The sequence below is a fragment of the Streptomyces viridosporus genome, assembly GCF_002078235.1.
Lineage (GTDB): Bacteria > Actinomycetota > Actinomycetes > Streptomycetales > Streptomycetaceae > Streptomyces > Streptomyces viridosporus.
The window spans coordinates 1-294 of record NZ_MSGP01000202.1 but is presented as its reverse complement, the minus strand read 5'-3'; the positions used below and the strand labels follow the sequence as shown (position 1 = coordinate 294).

General features: G+C 74.8%; 1 pseudogene. It reads right to left on the bottom strand.

Features of this window, described 5'->3' with window-relative positions:
• A pseudogene (locus tag B7L92_RS14805) lies at positions 1-294 on the bottom strand (2-keto-4-pentenoate hydratase); the annotation flags it as partial.

Below are 294 nucleotides of genomic sequence, written 5' to 3'. Positions count from 1 at the left end.
GCCGCGCAGGTCGACGCGGTCGAGCGGTACGGGGGTGCCGCCGAGGACGAACAGGCCGCAGGAGGCGTTGTCGGCGACGGTGTCGACGATGGTGATGTCCCAGCCGGCGATGCGGCTGTCGACGATCTCCAGTGCGGGCAGGGCGAAGGCGGTGGCCCGCAGCAGGTCGGCGACGGTCGGGTCGCGGTGCGGCAGGTCCGCGCCCAGCACCAGGGCGACCTCCGCCTCGACCTTGGGCTGCAGCAGCCGGCCGGGCGCGATCGGCTCGCCCTCGGGCACGGCCATGTCGGCGAA